This window comes from Paenibacillus sp. FSL P4-0338, assembly GCF_038002365.1.
Classification (GTDB): domain Bacteria; phylum Bacillota; class Bacilli; order Paenibacillales; family Paenibacillaceae; genus Paenibacillus_AQ.
On the sequence record NZ_JBBOCG010000001.1, the window covers coordinates 4,576,345 to 4,595,058 of the forward strand.

An 18,714-nucleotide genomic window follows, 5' to 3' on the forward strand; every position below is an offset into this window, starting at 1 on the left:
GAGATTAAACATTTGTTTAATCAAATTACAAATACTGCTCAAGCTTCTGCATACGCAGTTCTTTTAGCAAGAGTTTAACTTCCTGGGCTTTATCCTTAGTGCAGATCAGAGTAACATCTTCAGTATCAACAATAATCAAATTCTCAATCCCTAAGGTAGCAATCAGTTTTCCATTGCTTTCTATAATACAGTGTTTAGTATCAAGATTTAATATATTTCCCTTTATAACATTTCCATTTTCGTCCAGATCACTGATCCTTTCCAGCGCCGTCCAGCTACCCACGTCGTCCCATCCGAACACACACGGGATTACATAGATATTATTGACCTTCTCCATAATGCCATAGTCTATCGACTGATCAGGCATCTTTAAAAATTCCGAGCGGATTATTGCATCCCGATCTTTTGAACCCAGAACCGTTTTCATCGTTTCCAAGATATCATGCATGTCTGGCATCAGCTCTTGTATGTAGCTTCTAATCGTTTCAATCTTCCAGACAAAAATCCCGCTGTTCCAGTAAAAATTACCTGATTCCAGATAAGACTGGGCTGTAGCCAAATCAGGTTTCTCGACAAACTTATTCACCTTATGAACGAACAGTTTATTAATTTCCTGTGACTGATTACTGCTTTCAATGTAACCATATCCTGTCTCTGGATAAGTTGGCTGAATACCAAGAGTCACGAGATTACTATTGTCTTGAGCTACCTCAACTGCAGTTTCCAATATTTTAACGAAGCCTTCTTCGTTCTCAATAATGTGATCAGAAGGGATAACAATCATGGTGCTGTCAGGAAAGCGATCTTCAATAATAATAGACGCTAGTCCAATACAAGGCGCTGTATTTCTGCCCACCGGTTCAATGATAATGTTCTCATGAGGTAAAAGCGGAATTTGAGCCTTAATTAACTCAGCGTACAGTTCATTAGTGACAATGAAGATTTGATTAATATCAATCAGTTTTTCTAATCGGGCAATAGATTGCTGAATCATTGATTTACTGCCTGATATGTTCAAAAATTGTTTGGGAAGATTGGTCCGGCTCTTAGGCCAGAAACGTTCCCCTTTACCGCCTGCCATAATAACTGCTGTAATTGTCATTTCATCCTCCAAATTTCCACATAGAAATGTAATCCAATCTTTGTTTAATCATTTCTCCCACCGCTTTAGGTGAGTAATTCTGTTTTATATGTTCTTCAGCTTTAGACGATATCTCTGCATAAAAGTTCTTATCGTCACAAAGTCTACGCATATAACGGCTCGCATGTTCAACATCAGGATCCGCCCAGTACTGATTCGCCTTGTATGGGCCATGATCATGGTTAAGCTGTTTCAGGGTATAGTCAACCAAACATGAGTTATTGTGGTTCATAAAATCAGTATTGGAGGACCAGTTCGTGCCTATAACGGGCTTACCAAGAAACATCGCCTCTGCCAGACCAAGACCAAAACCCTCGCTACGATGAAGAGATACATAGCTGTCCATGACAGAAATCAACGCATTTGTATCATTCCTGGACAAGGTTTTGTCGACCAGATAAATATTCTTATAAGGCCCAATCAAGTGATGAAGTTCTTCAAGTTCCTTTGAGCCTTCCTCCGCACTGTTCACCTTAATCACAAGACCAACAGACTCATCAGCGGAATCAAATGCAAGTTGAAAAGCTTTAATGGAGGCTTGGGGATTCTTCCTCTCCTGATAACTCTTTAAATCATACATGGAGAGAAATAGAAAGGATTGCTCTGGTAACCCAAAATAGCCTCTATCACGCATATCAGAAATATTCACGTCAATACTATGAGGTATTTTAACAACTGGCACCGGACTTTTCATCGCAATAGAATCCACCACAAAGGTTGAAGGTGCCCATATCTCATCCACTAAATTAAAGCTTTCCTTCCACTCATCAGGGAAATCCGGAAGCTCCCAGTGCCAGAACCCTATATTGTATCGATCCTTAAAAATCGTGTTCCCGTAATGAGCATATATTTCAATCATCTGTTCGGCATTAATATGAAACACATTGAGATTAAACTCGGGTTCCTGTATTTCCTTGTGCATCCAAGTCGTATCACTCATCCGCGCCGAGTTAGTGCCTGTGAAATTTATTATCCCAAAGGGTATTTCGACAGCATTTATGCTATTAGCGGCGATTCTGCAAGATTCTCCAATACCCATTTCCGCTCTTGAATATCCCACTAGATTAATACCAGATACATTTCCCTTAATAGAGCTTACATCACCATTTTTATCGATCGGAAAAGCAGTTTTAAGCAGTTTTTGTTTGATACTTTGTCTCTTTTCGAAGGGGATAATCTTAACTGCAATTGGTTTTAATTTTACTGCAAATCGATAAAGCCTTTTATAAAGCAGGGATTTAATACTACTCATATCTAACAATCAACCTTATATTGAATTTCATTCATAAAGCCCCCATAATATGTCTAGGTGAAATCTCCACACAACTAATACACAAAACCACAAAAAAAACGAGCAAAGTAGCCCTCACATATTTCTATATGCTAAAATATCCTCGTACCTACAGATAAAGGAGATTAAAAACGTGTCGAAACCAGTATACGGTAAAAATGCGGTTCAGTCGAGAAATGTTGAAAAGATATCCAGTTACATATGGGCGTTAGCGATAGGGTTCATTGTTTTTTTGGTCTGGGCCCCGTTTCAAGTAGGATTATTTAATGGGCAGCAGATTGACTTTGAGAAGCCTATCTATCTGTCTTCACTCCTAAGTAGCCTGATGCTGCTGGTGTGGATAGGCCTATACTTCACCAAGTTCAGACTGGAGGGACAGCGTGATGCGCTTGCCGTGGCCTCGTTGTTATTACCTGCTACCTACGCGTTGTCGCTTATTGGCGCTGCTTCGCATTATATGGCGATGAACCTGCTGTTTGTACAGAGCATGTATGTCGCAGTATTCATTATAGCGTTATATTTGCTCCAGCAAAAGCAACTAAATGTTGTCATTCAAAATGCTATTCTGGCTATTGCTTATTTCATCGTCGGTTTCGGTCTGCTGAACTGGCTTGGCAGTTGGAAATTCGCTGGTGGGCTGGTAGGCTGGTTCTCCGATACGGTGCGTGGTGATAAATATTTGGATGCAGTCATGACGGACTCTAACGGGCTGCGTCTGACCTCCATTTTCCAGTACGCCAATACTTATGCAGCCTTCCTCATGGCCTTCCTGTTCGTGGCGGTATATGCCCTGGTCCGCTCCAAAAAGTGGTATGGTACGCTCACGCACAGCTTCATGCTGGTGCCGATTATTGTATCTCTGCTGCTGACCTTGTCCCGTGGGGGACTTGTCATGCTGCCTGTAGTGTTCATCCTGCTCCTGCTGTTCCTGAAGCCTGCGCAGCAGATTCTCTGGATTATTCATCTTGCGCTGTCTGGTCTTGCCGCTCTGCTAGTCACTAACCCGCTGACTACACTTGGAACAGAGCTAAATACTACTTATTCCTCATCAGCAGCACTTAAGGCCTGGGCCTATCTGATTGGGGCCTCGGCAGTCGTTGCTACTTTGGGCTGGGTGATCCAAAGATTTGTGGCACCATGGCTGCATGAGAAGCTGGGGGGCTCAAAAACCCGCAAATTCACAGGGCTATGGATTCCACTCGGATCAGTCATGGCTGTAGCTGTCGTTGCTTTTCTGTTGATTGGGACTAGCGTCCGCAGTTTATTGCCGGATAACATTGAGACGCGCCTGGAGAACATTAACTTCAAGCAGCATAGTGTGTTAGAACGTTTTACTTTCTATAAAGATGCTATGAAGGTTGTGAAGGATTATCCGATTCTCGGATCAGGCGGGGGCGGCTGGTCTGCCTTATATGAAGAGTACCAGAACAACCCATATTTAAGCCGTCAGGTTCATAACTTCTTCCTGCAGTATTTAATCGAAGTCGGAATTGTCGGGTTCATTGTATTTATGGGCTTTATCGGATTTATTTTCTACAAATACATCCGTACCTATCTGAAGCGTGAGAAGGATGAATTCCATAACGGGTTCTTCTTCTACATTATTGCGCTGTCTATCCTTGTACACAGTCTGCTGGACTTTAATATGAGTTATGCGTTCATGGGTATTCTGGTGTTCATCGGTTTGGCTGGTATGGGCGCTGAAATGGATAACAAACCGCTCCGCCAGAGCTGGAATAAAGCCGGCATTCGGATGGGATACATGGCTGTACTGACCATCGGGACAATATTCCTGCTGTTCCTGTCGATCAACTACATCGGGTCCAGCGATGCTGCGCTCAAGGGCAAAAACTTAGTTTCCGTGAGTACCTCCTATGAGGAGATCAAAACTCCGTTGGTCAAAGCATTAGATGCCCGTCCATACCATCCGGAAGCAGCATTATACTTGTCTTCTCTTGACATGCAGGTATTCAAGCAAATTCAAGATGAGCAGTATCTGGATGAAGCATCCAATGTATTGACGCGTGTTTTGAAAGATGAGCCTTACAATAAAAATCTATTGGCTCAATTGGCCAGCTATTACGATCTGAAGGGCCAACCTGACATGGCATTGGCAGTGTACAGTGACAATGCCTACAAGTTCAAATGGGATATCACGTGGTATGAGTCATTGATTAACCGTGCTCAGACGCTTGCTGCTGCAGCTAATGAGCAGAAGGATGAGGCCAAGAAACAAGAATACCTCACCGCCGGACTGGATGCATACAAGCATGTGGTGGATGGCGTGGAGCATCTGAAGACTCTTCCACCAGAACAAATGCAAGGCCGTCCGTTCTCGGTTACTCCTACCATTGCACTAAATGTGGGGAAGCTACAGGTCATCTCAGGACAAAATGATGTAGCTGCTGCTACGTTGAAGCTTGGGTTAAGTGAAGATTACAATGATACAACCAACCGCGAAATTGCCCGCTGGTACTTGGCGGCACTGAAGAAGGCAGGAGCAGCAGTCGATCAGCCAGTCTATGACAAGCTGGTTGCCGCTGATCCGGCTGAGGCCGCAGCCATAGAGGCTGTTGTGAATACGCAGTACTAATCGCAATAACAGAACAGATATACAAAAAAGCGGCTTCCTGTCTGAGTACAGTGGGCCGCTTTTTTATGATGATTTAAGGGAGATTGGATAAGAATACGTATGAAGATACGCTATAAGTATCCTTACCTACTAAACAGTCTCTCTTCGTTCTCGATAACCTGCTTCAAATACTCCAACAGCCCTTCCTTAAGCTCTTCATGCTGAAGTGCGTAGTGGATGCTGGTCTGGATAAAACCCATCTTCTCGCCGACGTCATGCCGTCTGCCTTCGAAATCATAAGCTATAATCCGCTCCACTTCACTTAAACGGGAAATCGCATCTGTAAGCTGAATCTCGCCGCCTACACCTACCTGCTGTTCACCAAGCATATCGAAGATACGTGGAGTCAGGATATACCGTCCCAGGATCGCAAGGTTGGATGGAGCGTCCTCACGCTTCGGCTTTTCTACAAGCCGGTTGGCTTTATAGACACGTTCTGCTAATTCAGATCCGTCTACCACCCCGTAACGGGAAACATCCTCCCAAGGTACGGGTTGAACGCCGACGATAGAGGATCTGTATTGATCGTATACTTCGATCATCTGCTTAAGGCAGGGTTTGTTAGACTCCACAATGTCGTCTCCCAGCAAGACTGCAAATGGCTCGTTACCAATAAATTTACGTGCACACCAGATAGCATGTCCAAGGCCACGGGGTTCTTTTTGGCGGATGTAGTGAATGTCTGCCATTTCTGAAGATTTGCGTACCGACTCCAACAGTTCCCACTTCTGCTTCTCTGCCAGATTGAATTCCAGTTCGAATGAATTATCGAAATGGTCTTCGATTGCGCGCTTGCCTTTACCCGTCACAATAATAATATCTTCAATCCCGGAAGCAACTGCTTCTTCAACAATATATTGAATCGTTGGTTTGTCTACGATGGGCAGCATTTCCTTGGGCATCGCTTTGGTCGCGGGCAGGAAGCGGGTTCCCAGACCGGCAGCGGGAATAATCGCTTTACGGATCTTCATCTCATGGCTCCTTTAACAGATATACTCATAATCTCAATTATAGCAGTTCCTGCTGCTTTTGGGCAGCGCACAAAAAACAAGCCCGGGAGAACCTCGGGACCACCCGAATGGATGGTCCCGGCTTCGCCCGGGCCTTTATGCGTTTAATATTATTTACTTCGCATTCACCAGTTGTCCGCGTGTAACGCCAAGCTGGTTAGTGGCCTTCAGGCTCTTCCAAACCTGGGTGCCGGAGATTTCGCCACGTAGTGCGCGGCTGTAGAGGCTGATAACCTCTGCCACCTGCTCTGGGGTCTCCTCCAGGAACTCAACACGGAAAGAAGCTACGCCTAGCTCACGGAAGTGATTGAGGTATTCAGCGCCCGACTGCTCTACCGCGTTATAGACGGTGTTGCGGCAGCCTTCATCCACACGGACGGGATGGGACATGCCGATGCGGTCCTGTAAGGACGCACGCTGCTCCTCACAAGGACGGCCACAGTTGGTGTAGTCCGTGCCTTCACTCATGAAGGTACAATAGACGCAGTGTTCTGTATGGAACATCGGCAGATGCTGGTGGATAACAACCTCCATGCGGGAGGTGTCGCTGTGCCCCAGCAGGTCGACCATCTGCTGAATGTTCAGGTCATACGACGGTGTCACCATGTCACAACCGGCGTCAAGGAACAGATCCACAGCCCGGTGATTGGCGATATTCAGCGAGAAATCGCCAATCAGCCGGGGATGCGCAGCCTCTGGATGCTCCATGCGGTGGCGCAGGTAATAATACAGCGCACCGGTGTTGCGGACCAGCACAGCATCAGGCTGCAGCCGCAGGATGTTGGCATGGTAGCCGTTCTCGTTCGGCATATGGATGCGTGGGGTGGCCAGCGCAATGCTGGCCCCAGCAGCCCGCACAGCGTCTACTGCCGCCGGGAACTGCTTGATGAACTCGAAATCGGCGTATATATTCGTTACGCCGGCTTCGAGCGCAGCCTGTACCTGCGGCAGGCTGCGGCACAGCGCGGTGAGCTCCGCTTCACCGCTGCCTGCTGCGGCGTCCCTGCGGGAGGCGCCGCCGTAGACCTCGACCTCCCGTTTCACATACACGGGAGGCTTAGGGCGCTCGCCTGCAAGCAGCTCCACCGCCTGGCGGCGGATGCTGTTCAGCTCGCGCATGGGCACGATCACGTCGCCTTGCAGATGCGACTCCAGCGCTTCAAGCTGGAACAGGGTCCCGCCCAGGCGGCCAAATTGTTCTTCCAGCAGCGCGGTATCCATTGGACGCTTCTGCGCTGTCTCCAGCGCCAGCTCCGAATCCACACGGACAGTGACGTTCTTCTGAACGTCTGTCCACCAGGTCGTCAGCTTCTCGCCTACGCAGCCCTGCACCCGCACATGAACCGGAAATACCCGGTAAGGCTTCTCGGTCTCGTAGGACTGGCGCAGCGCCTTGTCGAGCGCCGGGTCGTTCGTCTTCCAGATGCGGTCCCCCACATGCAGACGGCGCAGATCTACGTCACTACGGCCAGGAACGATATCAATGATCCAGCCCTCACCGGCTTCGCCTTCCAGCTTGACACCCTTGCGGCGCAAATCGTAGATACGGCCGCCTTCTTCCTTCTTCGTCGGATCTCCGGCGTCGAACACAATGCCGTCTCCACGTTTAAGCGGAGCATGAATGCGGCAGACCACGCCATCACGTAAAATCTGCTCCACGGTGCCCAGGTACACACCCCGGCTCTTGGGGAAGGTGCCATCGACTAATTTCTTATTATTGGTGCCTTCAAGGAAACCGTTCGTGAACCCGCGTGAGAAGCTCTGTTGCAGCTCACGCATATCCTCCTTCGAGGTAGGCGTCCAGTTACCTTCAAAATACTTATCAATCGCCTTACGGTACTTACTGACCACATTAGCGACATACTCCGGGGTTTTGAGCCGACCTTCGATTTTGAACGAGGTCACTCCGGCTTCAATCAGCTCCGGCATCAGGTCGATGGCGGCAAGATCCTTCGGAGACAGCAGGTAAGTCACATCGCCCATCGGCTTCACTTCACCGTCAATCATCAGATCATACGGCAGACGGCAGGCCTGGGCGCATTCCCCGCGGTTCGCCGAGCGTCCGCCCCACATTTCCGAGGTCAGACACTGGCCCGAGTACGACACGCAGAGCGCACCATGTACGAATACCTCCATCGGCAGGCGGGCTTGCTCGCCAATCGTACGGATCTGCTTCAGATTATTTTCACGGCCGAGGACTACGCGTTCCAGCCCCCATGGCTTCGTGAATTCCACCGCTTCCGGTGAGGTAATCGTCATCTGCGTAGAACCGTGAATCGGGAAGTCCGGCGAGATCTCGCGGATCATCTGCACTAGCCCCAGGTCCTGAACAATAACGGCATCCACACCCGCATCCACGCAGGCATCAATCAGTCCCTTAGCATCCGGCAGCTCATTCTCGAACACCAGTATATTAAAGGTCAGGAACCCCTTCACTCCATAGCTGTGCAGAAACGCCATAATCTCCGGCAGCTCGTCCATCCGGAAGTTGTTCGCTCTAGCCCGTGCATTGAATTTCTCTACGCCAAAAAAGACAGCATCCGCCCCGTTCGCCACCGCTGCACGCATGCAGTCCCAATCTCCCGCCGGAGCCAGTAGCTCTACGTCTTCTCTGCGTATTCCTTGCTCTTTCATTTATATCCTCCCAAACCGCCTGTTCGGCGGGTCATTTACAGCTTTTTAACTTATTAATTGTATCAAATATCACAGTTCCGCGCCATCTAAATGGCAAGAATTATATGAACACTTCCTTCGTCAGCACCATACAAAAAAAGAATGCCTCCTGCCAATAATGGCAATTCAGGCATTCTTCGTATATCCTCCTACTCCTCCACCCACCCAAACGACCCCAGCACCCGCTCCAGCACCGCCTGCTGGCTCGCCGTGGCATTGGCGGTGTTCAGTGTGACGGTGAGCGTATAGACCACATCATTGCGGCTGAAGACGATGATCTTCGTGCCCACCGGGATGCTGTTTTTGGTCTGCTCTACTGTGAGTATGGTGGCTGGCATACCGGCGAAGGTGGTTTCTGTGATGCCTTTCACCTGCGGGCCCTTAGGATCTTGCTTGGTGTTCTGGTAATAGCTCTGCAGCTGGCCGACGGCATATTCTGGCGTGACCTCGGGGCTGGCATAGAGCTGGAACCGGCCGCCGGTGAAGCGGTATTCCACGCTCTGGCTCTCAAACAGATCCTGAACCGGGCTCCACAGCCGCGGAATCTCGAGCTTGTAGCCGTAGGTCTTGGAGGTCTTGGTGACCGACTTCTGGCTGAGCTGTGTATAATCCTCGGACGCCAGGCGTCCGAAGTTACTCTTCGTCTGGGCAAAATCAATATCGATCGAGTTCAACACCTCAGTGAAGTGCGCCTGATCACCACTCTGCCCGGGTCCGGAAGCCGCAACATATTCAAAATAATAACGGTACCCGTTCTTCAGCAGCAAAATCTGATATTCGGTGCTCCACCCGCTGCCCGGGTTACGCCCGATCTCGTTAATCAGCACCGGCTCACCGGAGACCTTGCCCGCTACGCTGTCCTTCAAGGTGTAGGCCTCAGCCACATAGGTGTCACGGAGCTGAGACAGCAGTTCCTGGTTCCAGCTTGCCAGCGTGGAGCCCGCAGGGGCGGAGCTTACTTTTACACGAAGATAACTCCCCTGCTTGCCTGCATAGTAGAGCTGCTGGTCATCTGCACTCCAGTCGGCAGGGACTTTGAGCGCAATCCCGTAGTCATCGTTGTAGCCTTCGCGCAGCCCGTTGCGGATAGTAGAGAGGTCGCGTAGCTTTCCGTCGGATGCGTCAAAAGAGGGCTGGAAAGAATTCAGCAGCGCCGCATATTTGCCCAGATCCTTATAATTCGCTGCATTGTCATCTGTCAGATAGATCTCATACAACCTGCCTCCGGCATAATATTGCCTGCCCTCCCAGAGCGCGCCGCTCGAATCCTTGCTCACTGTCCGGGCATAAGGAACCTTGGCCTTTGGCACAGCCTCCCGGTCCAGCACAATCTCCCCGCCCTCCTCCGAGGAGCGGACCAGATTCTCCAGCAGCCCTTCGGGATCAAGCGGAACGGCAAGCGGCGAAGCGTGCACCTCCAGATAGTACCCGTTCTCTGCACTCGTAAAAGTCGCTACGCTCTCATTTCCTCCACTGTCACCTACCACCAGCCCTGGCGGATAGTTCATGCTCCACTCCAGATAACTGTTGCCGATCCGGGTTTTGCCGGCGTCACTGTCAATCCCGCTCTGCACTTCAACGCCTACTGCTGCCACCGGAGGAGTTAGCGTAACTAGTACCCCTCCGCCCTCCGCCGGATTTATCCGTGCACCGAGCACTCCAGCCACGAACCTCAGCGGCACCATCAGCACACCGGATACCATACGCGGGGGCGTGGCGAGCTTGATTTTGACGCCATCCTTCCAGGCAGTCGTACTGCCTATCGTCATCGCACCGGTATGCGGCCCGTACATAACCTTCACCACATCATCGCCTTGCAGGGAGACGGTGCTGCCGAAGGCTTTTTTGAAAATCCCCAACGGGACCAGCAGCGTTCCATTCTCCGAAAAAGGCTTCGGAATCGTGACCGGCTTCCCGTTAACCGTTGCAGAAGCACTGCCCGCTTGAAGACTAAGCTGTAGCAATGCCCCCTCCGCCGCCTGGGCCTTTCCCACAGGAAATAGGCTGAGCAGCAACAATAGGACTACAATAACAGACACTCCGCGCCGTAGATGTCCCGCCCTGCTACAAGGTCTGGCTGTACCTGCCGCCTCCTCACTCTGTCGTCTGATCATCGGTCTCCCCCTCCGTCTTAGCGGCGCTCACCAAAGGGTCACCTTGTCCAAGAACAAGGCTTCTGGCCACGATATCGCCGTCACTTTGCATCAGCAGCTTGACCACTGCCCCCGGCTTGTACTGTCTGAATAACTCATTAACATCGACAAGTGAAGTTACCCGGTGTCCGTCTATCGCATAGAGGGCATCTCCTGGCGTGATCCCTGCCTTGCGCGCTTCAGCCGTAAGCACCTTCGTCACCGTCAATGGCTCCTGCCCCGGCAGTCCGACAATCACAGGCCAGCTCTCCTCAAGCTCCACTCCAAGGCTCGGACGCCGGACCTCTCCATATTGGAGCAGCTGATTCATGATGTACTTCACCGTATCTGCGGGAATCGAGAAGCCCATATTTTCCACACCCACTGCTGCGAACTTCATACTGTTGACCCCGAGTACCTCCCCCTTCATATTGACCAGCGGCCCTCCGCTGTTGCCGGGATTGATCGCCGTATCGCTCTGGATCAGCCGGTACGCCGCATCCACCGAACGGTTGAGACCGCTGATTACGCCTACAGTCGCCGAATTTCTCAGGGAAAAGGAGATCGGCGTACCAATCGCTATAACTTTTTCGCCTACCTGAAGCTTGGTGACGCTGCCTGCGAAGGTTGCAGGCTTTAAGGCTTTGGCTTTGATTTTGACCAATGCAAGATCACTGAATTCGTCCGAGTATGTATCTGTGATGTTATAGCTCGTCCCGTCTGAGGTGACCACTACTGCCTTCTCCAGCCCTGCCATCACATGGGCATTGGTAATGATCCATCCGTCAGCCCTGACGATAATCCCGGAGCCGTGAGTCAGATTGTAGCGGTCATCCGGCCCGCCGGTTTCTCCGCCCGCTTTGCCGATAATGCCGACTACAGACGGCGAGACACTGCTTATGATTTGCGGAACCGGATCTGCTGCTGCGGGCTGGCTCCATTGTCCCTTACTCTCCTTTTGCACAATACCTGCTTGTCCGGCCTTCATTACGTTGACAGCCGGGCTTCTCTCAGCCGCTAATGCTCCTGCCTCTCCGTAGCCCACCCCATGAACAACACCGGCTGGACCTATGAATCCCGACAATGATATCAGCAGAATACCCGGCAGTACCACCTTGCCTCGGGCAATCCCGCTCCTCCCCATCCCCATGCTCTCCCCTTCTTTCCTGCGCGCGAAGCATATGAATTCTTATCTTCAAAAAAAGACGCCTTTAGGATCGCCGCTGGCGGTAAAGGTGTCTTTAAGATGAGCTTGCATCTGAGGTTATGTGTGCCTTACTCTAGCTAAACCAGTTGATAATCATTGCATAATCGGATACCACAAACACCAGCAGACTTACCACTGCAAAACCGATAGCAAATTTGTTCTTCTGTGGAGCTCTAAGCAGCCGGACCACACCGATAAGTATCAGGATCGTGAATACAATCATAAACGCATCGAAGGTATGAAATTTAGACGGTTCTTGCGCGGCAGCTTCTGCAAGCAGCATGGCAATCCCTCCCTGAGAGTGTTGTCAAGCAAGTTTCTCTAATCCATATCACCTTCTATGTTATCGTTACCATTTCAGTCACGCAATAGAAATATTTTAAAAACGGTGTATTTGTCACAAAAAAATATCCCTTATGACTAAAACGCACCTCAAATTAGCGATATTTATCATTGACCGTTGTTGTTTTATTCATTTTTCAAGGAGCCAATCCACTTCAAACCAGCCTACAGCTGCTGCTATCCATTCAACGTAAAAGCTTCTCATTGAATCTTACGGCGGACATGCTGTAGATATGCCTAAACTGCTTGTCTACTGTCCGTTTAATTTTCTTATAATATAGTGTTACAATCAATCCTGAATTCAGAATATAGGCCAGTAGAAGGAACGGTGATCCCTGCTTGAAATATATCGAATTTGGAATCGGAAACACATGGTGGGTGCGAACAGAGATTGAACAGCCGGATGGCACAGAGGTCGAAGTACAGGGGATCGTCCGGCCAGTCATCTTCCGTTCCTTCTACATCCGGGTCTGGATCGGAAGAACAGTCTGGATTGCGGACTCACAGGAAGGGTTCAAACGGGGAGCTAAAGCTACCCGCCGGTTCAAAATCATCCTGGGCATCCGCAGTGAGTTGTAGCGGGGAGCTGATACTATAAATTGCTGATCGGGCAGTATTGCTGTTACGTGTGTTTTTTGCTTACCGCTGGAGTGCAAGTGTGAGGGATATTTAAGTGGAATTAGTACATCTAGTTTGGTGCAACCGTTGCATTTATAACAAACAGTTGGAAAAACAACACTTGTTCAGCCCGATTTTCGCTGAATCCGCAGAGTTCCATGGAGAGAAGTGGAGTTTTTCCAACTACGTTCGTACTCCACGCCATTCCAGCAATATTAAGTGCCTTATTTCCAACTACGTCTACTCTACAAGTTAGAGAATAAGTAAGGGGGCGTTCTGTCTCCCCAAAATGTATGAAACTTGTGAAACCTGCCGCAATAGATTAAAAATACCCCATGCCTCTCCTGTAAGAAGGGACATGGGGTATTAGGGTTATCAGCTACACCGTCTCAGAAGTCTGTAGTTCCATAGCCAACGTACGTTCCGTATCACGGATCAGGACAGGCTTCAGGTAGCGGCCAGTGTAGGATTCCTCAACAGTAATCAGCTTCTCCGGTGTTCCAGTGGCTAGGACCGTACCGCCGCCGCTGCCGCCTTCCGGTCCCATATCGACGATATAATCGGCCGTCTTGATGACATCGAGATTATGCTCGATAACCAGAACCGATTCGCCTGAATCGACCAGACGGTGCAGTACCTCAAGCAGACGGCCGATGTCATCCACATGCAGGCCGGTTGTCGGCTCATCCAGGATATAGAGGGTCTTGCCGGTGCTGCGGCGGTACAGCTCCGAAGCCAGCTTCACACGCTGAGCTTCACCGCCGGACAGGGTGGTTCCCGGCTGGCCGATGTTAATATAGCCCAGACCTACATCCAGCAAGGTCTGCATTTTGCGGTGAATCTTCGGAATGTTCTTAAAGAACTCCGTTGCATCCTCCACTGTCATTTCCAGCACATCCGAGATATTTTTGCCTTTATATTTCACTTCCAGCGTCTCGCGGTTATACCGTTTGCCTTTGCAAACTTCACAGGGCACGTAGACATCCGGCAGGAAGTGCATCTCAATCTTGATGATCCCGTCTCCACGGCACGCCTCACAGCGGCCGCCCTTCACATTGAAGCTGAAGCGCCCCTTCTGGAAGCCGCGTACCTTGGCCTCATTCGTCTTGGAGAACAGATCACGGATATCATCGAACACGCCTGTGTACGTAGCCGGATTGGAGCGCGGAGTACGTCCAATAGGGGACTGGTCAATTTCGATGACCTTGTCCAGATTCTCCAGGCCGCGGATTTCTTTGTGCAAGCCTGGGCGAACCTTGACCGCCTTGTTAAGCTGGCGGGCCAGACTCTTGTAGAGAATCTCGTTAATGAGCGAAGATTTGCCTGACCCGGATACGCCGGTTACCGCTGTGAACACACCGAGCGGAATCTTTACATTCACATTCTTCAGGTTATTCTCCTTCGCTCCACGGATCTCGATCCAGCGTTCATTATCGGTTGGCCGCCGCTTAGCAGTCACCGGGATGAACTTGCGTCCGCTCAAGTATTCACCGGTCAGGGAACCGGGGTCCTTCATAATCTCCTCCGGGGTCCCTTGGGCAATGATTTGGCCGCCGTGTTTGCCAGCTCCCGGTCCAATGTCGATAATATAGTCAGCCGCCATCATGGTATCCTCATCATGCTCAACAACAATGAGCGTATTGCCGAGGTCACGCATATGGGCCAGTGTAGCAATCAGGCGGTCATTATCCCGCTGATGCAGGCCGATACTTGGCTCATCCAGAATGTAGAGGACTCCCATCAGACTGGAGCCGATCTGGGTAGCCAGCCTGATGCGCTGGGCTTCCCCGCCGGATAGAGAACCTGCTGACCGGCTAAGGGTCAGATAATTCAGCCCCACATTCACCAGGAAGCCTAGCCGGCTGCTGATTTCCTTGAGGATCAGATTGGCAATCGCTGTTTCTTTCTCACTAAGCTTCAGATCTGCGAAAAAGTCCAGGCAATCCCCAATGGAAAGATCCGTCACATCGGCAACATTCCGCTCATTGATGGTCACCGCCAGAATCTCTTTCTTGAGCCGCTTTCCCTTACACGAATGGCAGGGCTTGGCGCTCATGAAGCCTTCAATGAACTCACGGATACCCTCAGAGGCTGTATCACGGTACCGGCGCTCCAGATTAGGAATTATTCCCTCAAACGCAACGAGAGCGTCTTTGCGCTGGCCGAAGTCGTTCTCATACCGGAAGCGGATCTTCTCGCTGCCCGTTCCGTGCAGCAGCTTGTTCATATGCTCTGGCGACAGGCTGCTGACCGGTACATTCTGCGGTATTTTGAAATGCTCGCATACAGATTTCAGGAACTGTGGATAGTAGTTCGACGTACTGCCTGTCCAGGCCAGGAAAGCTCCTTCTTCAATGGACTTCTCCATATCCGGGATCAGCAGATCGGGATCGACTACCATATTCATCCCCAGCCCGTCACACTCAGGGCAGGCCCCAAATGGGCTGTTGAAGGAGAACATGCGCGGCGCCAGCTCTTCTATGCTGAATCCGCAGACTGGACAAGCAAAGCTGGCACTGAACAACAGCTCTTCCTGGCCCATCACATCAACGAGAATCTGACCGCCGGACAGCTTCAGCGCAGTCTCCAAAGAATCGGTAAGCCGGGTCTCGATATCATCCTTAATCACAATCCGGTCAACAACAACCTCAATCGTATGCTTTTTATTCTTCTCCAGTACAATATCTTCCGTCACTTCGCGTAGTTCACCATCCACACGTACACGGACGAAGCCTTGCTTCGAGATATCTGTGAAGAGACCCTTATGCTCACCCTTACGGCCGGAAATGACTGGGGCCAGAATCTGCAGGCGAGTCTTCTCCGGGTATTGCATAATCCGGTCCACCATCTGTTCGACGGTCTGCGAAGTGATCTCTATGCCATGATCCGGACAATGCGGATGGCCAACCCGGGCAAAAAGCAGCCGCAGATAGTCATAGATTTCCGTAACCGTCCCTACCGTGGAACGCGGGTTACGGCTAGTAGTCTTCTGATCAATCGATATGGCCGGAGAGAGTCCGTCGATGGAATCTACATCCGGCTTCTCCATCTGGCCCAGGAACTGGCGGGCATACGCAGACAAAGACTCCACATACCGGCGTTGTCCCTCGGCGTAGATGGTGTCGAAGGCCAGGGAGGATTTACCCGAACCGCTCAGCCCCGTTAGCACGACGAAGCGGTCACGCGGAATCGTTACGTCGATGTTCTTGAGATTATGGGCCCTTGCGCCCTTGATTACTATACTTTCATGTGCCAACGGTACCTCTCCTTTAAGGGGAATTTAAAATGGAAAAACATTACCTTTCGATCCCTCCCAAACCCTCCCTTCCAAGGGAGGGCCCCAAGGGTTGCACCCTCTGGACACCCGCAAGCTCGGCGGAAGGAATTAGGTTGGTGAATGGACGACTACTGGGGCAATGGGCCCGCTAACCCCTACGGGGCCGCTCCTACGATTAGAGCGATTCGGCTCGCTGTGGCTTGCCGACAACGCTGTCCCTCCGGGATACGCGCTAAGGGCTTAACAGCGGGCTGTCCCTTCGGGATACGCAAGGACGTGGCCCCTTTATCTTCAAAAGGAACGGCCTGAATAGCACCGTTCCCTGGATCGTTAACTTCAGCGCCGGGTTACTCTGCCCGCAGTTCAAGCAAGGCATCGCGCAGCTCGGCGGCGCGTTCGAATTGCAGGTTCTTGGCGGCGTCCTTCATCTCGGCCTCCAGGCGCTGCATCAGGCTCTGTTTGTCTTTCTTGTTCAGCTTGCCGCCGACACCGGTGAGGTAATCGGCCTTGGACTCGGCCACCTTGGTCGCCTCGATGATGTCGCGGACCTTCTTGTTGATGGTTGTCGGGGTAATCCCGTGCTTCTCATTATGAGCCATTTGAATCTCACGGCGGCGCTGGGTTTCGCTCATTGCCTTCTCCATGGAATCTGTTATGCGGTCCCCATACAAAATAACACGCCCGTCAGAGTTACGCGCGGCCCGCCCGATCGTCTGGATCAGCGAACGCTCGGAACGGAGGAACCCTTCCTTATCGGCATCCAGGATGGCGACAAGCGAGACCTCCGGCAGGTCAAGACCCTCTCTAAGCAGGTTAATACCGACCAGCACGTGGAAGGTACCCAGACGGAGATCACGCAGGATTGCCATCCGCTCCAGCGTCTTGATATCAGAGTGCATATAACGTACCTTGATGCCAATCTCCTTGAAGTAGTCCGTCAGGTCCTCAGACATCTTCTTCGTAAGGGTGGTAACGAGTACACGTTCATCGCGTTCTACCCGGTCACGGATTTCACTAATCAGATCATCGATCTGTCCTTCGGTAGGACGCACTTCTATAATCGGGTCAAGCAGACCGGTAGGACGGATAATCTGCTGAACCATAGTATCGCAATGCTCCATCTCATAAGGGCCCGGTGTTGCGGACACATATACAATCTGGCTTACCTTGTCTTCGAATTCCTCGAATTGCAGCGGACGGTTATCCAACGCAGACGGCAGGCGGAATCCATGCTCCACCAGGACGGTCTTACGCGCACGGTCACCATTATACATCGCCCGGATCTGCGGAAGCGTAGCATGGGACTCGTCGATCACAATCAGCATATCATCCGGGAAATAGTCCATCAGCGTATAAGGAGTAGCTCCCGGCTCACGGAAGGTAAGCGGACCGGAGTAGTTCTCGATTCCCGAACAAAAGCCGACTTCCTTCATCATCTCGATATCATAACGGGTCCGCTGCTCCAGGCGCTGAGCCTCCAGCAGCTTGCCTGCTCCATTAAGCACAGCCAGCCGCTCCTCAAGCTCACGTTCAATATTAACAAGGGCTACACGCATCGTCTCTTCCTGGGTGACAAAGTGGGACGCAGGGAAGATCGCAATATGATCTCGTTCGCCGATCAGTTCGCCTGTCAGAACGTCTATCTCCGTGATCCGCTCGATCTCGTCTCCGAACAATTCAACCCGGATCGCATGTTCTCCCTGGGATGCCGGGAAGATCTCAACGACATCCCCGCGTACACGGAACGTACCGCGCACAAAATTAATATCGTTACGCTGATACTGGATATCTACGAGCCGGCTCAGAATCTGATTACGCGGCTTCTCCATCCCTACCCGCAGCGAGAGCAGCAAGCTTCCATATTCCTTCGGCGAACCGAGGCCATAAATACACGACACACTCGCCACAATAATAACGTCACGGCGTTCGAACAACGAGCTGGTTGCAGAGTGGCGGAGCTTGTCGATTTCTTCATTTATGCTGGAGTCTTTCTCAATGTAGGTATCAGAGGAAGGAATGTACGCCTCAGGCTGGTAGTAATCGTAGTAACTGACGAAGTAATCCACGGAATTGCTTGGAAAAAATTCTTTGAACTCACTCGCCAGCTGTGCAGCAAGCGTCTTGTTGTGCGCAATGACCAGCGTCGGGCGGTTCAATTTGGAAATCACTTGCGCGATGGTAAAGGTCTTGCCTGTACCTGTCGCTCCCAGCAGCGTCTGGTGCTTCTTGCCCTGCCGGATGCCGTCCACTAACTCTTCTATGGCATGAGGCTGATCGCCCTGGGGTGTATACTCGGACTCCAGTTCAAAAGTCTTCGTACTGACGACAATATCACTCATTTGCCCGTCTCCCCTCTATCGTCTAGAATATATGAATATATTATAATTTTAA

General features: G+C 50.8%; 11 protein-coding genes. 2 read left to right on the forward strand and 9 right to left on the reverse strand.

All coding sequences use genetic code 11. The features are described from left to right. Positions 1–25: 25 nt before the first annotated feature. Positions 26–1,102 carry a mannose-1-phosphate guanylyltransferase gene (locus MKZ07_RS20145; RefSeq protein WP_341027275.1) on the reverse strand — a complete coding sequence of 359 codons (1,077 nt, stop codon included), beginning with the start codon at positions 1,100–1,102 and terminating at the stop codon, positions 26–28. A gap of 1 nt (position 1,103) precedes the next feature. Beyond that, positions 1,104–2,393: a glycosyltransferase family 4 protein gene (locus tag MKZ07_RS20150; RefSeq protein ID WP_341027276.1), complete on the reverse strand. Its 1,290-nt coding sequence runs from the start codon at positions 2,391–2,393 to the stop codon at positions 1,104–1,106. Positions 2,394–2,565: 172 nt separating this feature from the next. Between MKZ07_RS20150 and MKZ07_RS20155 the strand changes: the two genes are divergently transcribed. Further along, positions 2,566–5,025 carry an O-antigen ligase family protein gene (locus MKZ07_RS20155; protein WP_341027277.1) on the forward strand — a complete coding sequence of 820 codons (2,460 nt, stop codon included), beginning with the start codon at positions 2,566–2,568 and terminating at the stop codon, positions 5,023–5,025. 122 nt (positions 5,026–5,147) lie between these two features. On the opposite strand, the gene galU is transcribed toward MKZ07_RS20155, so the two are convergent. The 5 genes from galU to MKZ07_RS20180 all read right to left on the reverse strand — a co-directional run bounded on the left by galU (position 5,148) and on the right by MKZ07_RS20180 (position 12,369). Next, entirely contained in the window at positions 5,148–6,035 is an 888-nt protein-coding gene (gene galU / locus MKZ07_RS20160; protein WP_036694746.1) for a UTP--glucose-1-phosphate uridylyltransferase GalU, read from the reverse strand. Positions 6,036–6,188: 153 nt separating this feature from the next. After that, a complete protein-coding gene (locus MKZ07_RS20165) occupies positions 6,189–8,708 on the reverse strand; it encodes a DUF3656 domain-containing U32 family peptidase (RefSeq protein WP_341027278.1) in 2,520 nt (839 codons plus the stop codon). A gap of 188 nt (positions 8,709–8,896) precedes the next feature. After that, positions 8,897–10,861, reverse strand: coding sequence for a stalk domain-containing protein (locus MKZ07_RS20170; protein WP_341027279.1), 1,965 nt, complete (start codon positions 10,859–10,861; stop codon positions 8,897–8,899). Then, positions 10,842–12,029, reverse strand: coding sequence for a S1C family serine protease (locus MKZ07_RS20175; protein ID WP_235218412.1), 1,188 nt, complete (start codon positions 12,027–12,029; stop codon positions 10,842–10,844). Before MKZ07_RS20175 ends, MKZ07_RS20170 begins: the two co-directional genes overlap by 20 nt. Positions 12,030–12,159: 130 nt before the next feature. Next, entirely contained in the window at positions 12,160–12,369 is a 210-nt protein-coding gene (locus MKZ07_RS20180) for a hypothetical protein (RefSeq protein WP_036694743.1), read from the reverse strand. A gap of 398 nt (positions 12,370–12,767) precedes the next feature. Between MKZ07_RS20180 and MKZ07_RS20185 the strand changes: the two genes are divergently transcribed. Then, positions 12,768–13,007 (forward strand): DUF3977 family protein, encoded by a 240-nt coding sequence (locus MKZ07_RS20185; RefSeq protein WP_036694742.1) that lies wholly within the window; start codon positions 12,768–12,770, stop codon positions 13,005–13,007. A gap of 418 nt (positions 13,008–13,425) precedes the next feature. On the opposite strand, the gene uvrA is transcribed toward MKZ07_RS20185, so the two are convergent. Next, complete coding sequence (uvrA, locus tag MKZ07_RS20190; protein WP_341027281.1) at positions 13,426–16,302, reverse strand: excinuclease ABC subunit UvrA; 2,877 nt, start codon at positions 16,300–16,302, stop codon at positions 13,426–13,428. Positions 16,303–16,670: 368 nt separating this feature from the next. Next, on the reverse strand, positions 16,671–18,662 hold the full coding sequence (gene uvrB / locus MKZ07_RS20195; RefSeq protein WP_036694740.1) for an excinuclease ABC subunit UvrB: 1,992 nt from the start codon (positions 18,660–18,662) through the stop codon (positions 16,671–16,673). Positions 18,663–18,714 lie beyond the last annotated feature (52 nt).